Raw genomic sequence first — 3,217 nt, 5'->3', positions numbered from 1 at the left:
AGCGTGAACGGCGTCACCGCCACCGACTGGCCGAACTCGGCCATGGTCATCAGGCCCTCGGCCATCATCTCGTCGAAGCGGCGCGGCGAGTTGACCGAGATGATCGTGGTGATGCCGGGATCGTCGCGCATCTGGTCGAGCGTCAGCCCGCGCGAAATCGCCATCATCTCGATGCCGTCAAGCGCCCTGCCCCGGCCGATAGCCGAGACATGGAAACTCTTATCGGTCAGCGTCAGATTGGTGAAGTAGGTGTCGAGATGGCGGGAGTTTGCCGGCAGCTCCACCGGTGCGCAGACCTGGTTGCCGAGCATGTGGATGCAGTTGAAATGCTGCGCCAACCGGGTCAGATCCGAATAGTCGCGCAAATTGCCGGCACGGCGGCCGCGCTCCATATCGTGCACATTCGGCGGCCCGGCAACGAGCGTGAAATTGATGGTGTTGCCGCCCAGATGAACCGCGTTGGCCGGATTGCGCGGCGTCAACACATAGCTGGACTGCGTGGTCTTCAACACGTCTTCGATCAGGCCGCGATCGATGCGGACATTCGCTGAGGCATGATCGACTTCGGCGCCAGCCTTCTCGAACAGCGACAGCGCCCGCGGGCTCATCACCTCGATGCCGAAATTCTCCAATATGTGCATCGACGCCTGATGGATCTGCTCGATCTGGTCGGGCGACAGCATAGCCATTGGCGGATAGGGATTCGTCACCCGCCTGAGCGGCAGTTGCGGGATGGCCGACGGGCCCCTGTTGCTGGTGCGCTCGGCGCCGCGTTTGCGTCTTGGTTCGTTCATGCCCGGCATCAAAGCCCCGGCAAACCGGGCAAGCTGTCGGAAATACGCCGTTTGCGGGCGTGATTTTAGCCACGGCGGCATTTCTGTAATATCTATTTAGAGAAAGCGACGAAATACGTCGGATTACTGACACAAAATCCCCCAAGCGACTGCTCCGACGAAGCGTTAACGAGCGCTGCAAGATTCCCTTTATGATTTCGGCCTATTGCTCTGCCAATGCGTAGCTCGAGTTTTAGTAAAATTGGTGCGGTTTGCGTGCTGCTGGCGCTTTCGGCCTGCGCCACGCCGCCCAGCCACATCAACAATGTCTGTGCCGTCTTCGACCAGAATGACGGCTGGTTCGACAACTGGCAGTCGGCCGCCGAGCGCACACAGCAGAAATACGGCATCCCCGTTCCCGTGCTGATGGCGACGGTCCGCAAGGAATCCGGTTTCAAGAGCAATGCACGGCCGCCACGCACCAAGCTGCTCGGCTTCATTCCGTGGAAGCATGTCTCGTCGGCCACCGGCTTCTCGCAGGCGCTGGACGGCACCTGGTCGCAATATCAGCGCGAGACCGGCAACTGGGCGGCCCGGCGGACGAAATTCGCCGACGCCGTCGACTTTGTCGGCTGGTATCATTCCAAGACCGCAGACACGTATGGCGTTGCCCGCAACGACACCTACAACCTCTATCTCGCCTACTATCTCGGCTGGACCGCCTATGGCCGCGGCAACCGGGGCGATGCCGGCGTCCAGGGCTATGCCCGGGCCACCGACAAGATGGCGCGGGACTATGCGCAGCAACTGAGCGAGTGCGGGAACTGAACTAATTCCGGGCATGAGCATTTCAACCACCCGCTGATGGACGGCATGCCTTGCCGACTAGCGGCAAACGCTCATCGCTTCGTCATCCACGGGCGGAGCAAGGAGCGCAGCGACGCAGCGCAGACCCCTGGAGCTGCTCCGCAGCCCAAGGGATCCATGCCGCGACTTCAAATCGCCGCCGCGGGCAGAAATTGTGCTCCGCTGCGCCCTCGGCTGAGGTCGCGGCATGGATCCCAGGGTCTCCGCGACGGAGCTTCGCTCCTGCTACGCCCTAGGATGACGAAGTTTGGGGAGGCTCCAGCCAATCCCGAATGCCAGCGATGGTCCACCGAGGGAAGACATCTTGCTGCCGACAGATCCCCAACCCTGCCAGATCCTCTGTTCCAGCGCGGCTAGTCGCGAAGCGCATTGACCGTTTCGAGATCGACCATCGGCCCGCCGGGCCGCGACGAAAGCAAGGGAATGCCGTTGCGCTCCCCGCCCGCCTGCGGCGGACGCAGCGAACGGCGAACCAGATCGGAAATGACTTCGCCCACACTGCGATCCTGCTGCCGCGCCATAGCTTTGGCGGCAAGAAGGACATCGTCATCGATTGCAAGTGTCGTTCTCACAATTCGCCCTCCCTCCAAGCATCAAACATCACATGGCGCAGCAAATGAAATTGCGTGATGCAGGTCAGTTCGGTTTCCTGGGCTTGCCCGGCTTTGGAGAACGGCCGGTTTCCGAAACCTCGTCGCGGACCTCGTGACGGCGGGCTTTCGAAACGGCTTCGGCCTCCTCGGCAGCCTGCCCCACCGCATCGGCTGCCGCGCTGCCCGTCTTGCCGCGCGGACGCTTCGGCGGCGTGCCGGCAAAACCGGGGCCGTCGCCGTGCGGCGCGTCATCCGGCACGCCTTCGTGCGCGGCGTGTTCCTTGTCGAACTTGATCACCGGCTCCATCTTGGCCAGCACGTCGTCGGAGAGCCAGCACAGGCTCATATGGCCGCCGCCGAGATGCTTGACCGGGGGCACCTTGGTCTCGCACAGATTGTCCGGCACCAGCTTCTTGTAGCCGCAGCGGGTCTGGAACGGGCAGCCGGACGGCGGATTCATCGCCGACGGGATGTCGCCTTCCAGCACGATGTGCCGCTTGACCACGCTGGTGTCGGCGATCGGAATCGCCGACAGCAGCGCCTCTGTATAGGGGTGATAGGGCGGCGCGAAGATCTGGTCGGTCGTGCCTTGCTCGACGATATAGCCGAGATACATGACGACGACGCGGTCGGCGATGTAGCGCACGACGGACAGATCATGGCTGATGAACAGCATCGTCGTCTTGTTCTTGCGCTGGATGTCCATCAGCAATTCGGTCACCGCCGCCTGCACCGACACGTCGAGCGCCGAGACCGGCTCGTCGGCCACCACCACCTTGGCGTCGCCGGCAAAGGCGCGCGCCACGCCGATGCGCTGCTTCTGGCCGCCCGAAAGCTGGCGCGGCTTGCGGGTCTCGAACGCCCTGGGCAGCTTCACCAGGTCGAGCAGTTCCAGCATGCGCTTGCGGCGATCGGCAACCGTCTTGCCGACATTGAACTTCTCCAGCGTGCGGATGATCTGCGAACCGACCGAATGGCTGGGAT

At 62.7% G+C, this 3,217-nt stretch carries 4 protein-coding genes; 1 reads left to right on the top strand and 3 read right to left on the bottom strand.

Annotated features, from left to right (window positions below):
* On the bottom strand, positions 1-794 hold a 794-nt coding region (locus EN893_RS25735), incomplete at its 3' end, for a trimethylamine methyltransferase family protein (protein WP_206640175.1).
* 216 nt (positions 795-1,010) lie between these two features.
* Between EN893_RS25735 and EN893_RS25730 the strand changes: the two genes are divergently transcribed.
* A complete protein-coding gene (locus tag EN893_RS25730) occupies positions 1,011-1,601 on the top strand; it encodes a transglycosylase SLT domain-containing protein (protein ID WP_127270553.1) in 591 nt (196 codons plus the stop codon).
* A gap of 392 nt (positions 1,602-1,993) precedes the next feature.
* Here EN893_RS25730 and EN893_RS25725 read toward each other — a convergent pair whose 3' ends face one another.
* Together EN893_RS25725 and EN893_RS25720 are read right to left on the bottom strand one after the other, a co-directional pair.
* Positions 1,994-2,212, bottom strand: coding sequence for a CopG family transcriptional regulator (locus tag EN893_RS25725; RefSeq protein WP_127270554.1), 219 nt, complete (start codon positions 2,210-2,212; stop codon positions 1,994-1,996).
* Positions 2,213-2,276: 64 nt separating this feature from the next.
* Positions 2,277-3,217 (bottom strand): ABC transporter ATP-binding protein (locus EN893_RS25720; protein ID WP_164901099.1); only part of this gene is annotated, 941 nt, incomplete at its 5' end.

The sequence above is a fragment of the Mesorhizobium sp. M7A.F.Ca.CA.004.04.2.1 genome, from assembly GCF_004022825.1.
GTDB lineage: Bacteria > Pseudomonadota > Alphaproteobacteria > Rhizobiales > Rhizobiaceae > Mesorhizobium.
This window is presented reverse-complemented; position numbering and strand designations above follow the sequence as displayed.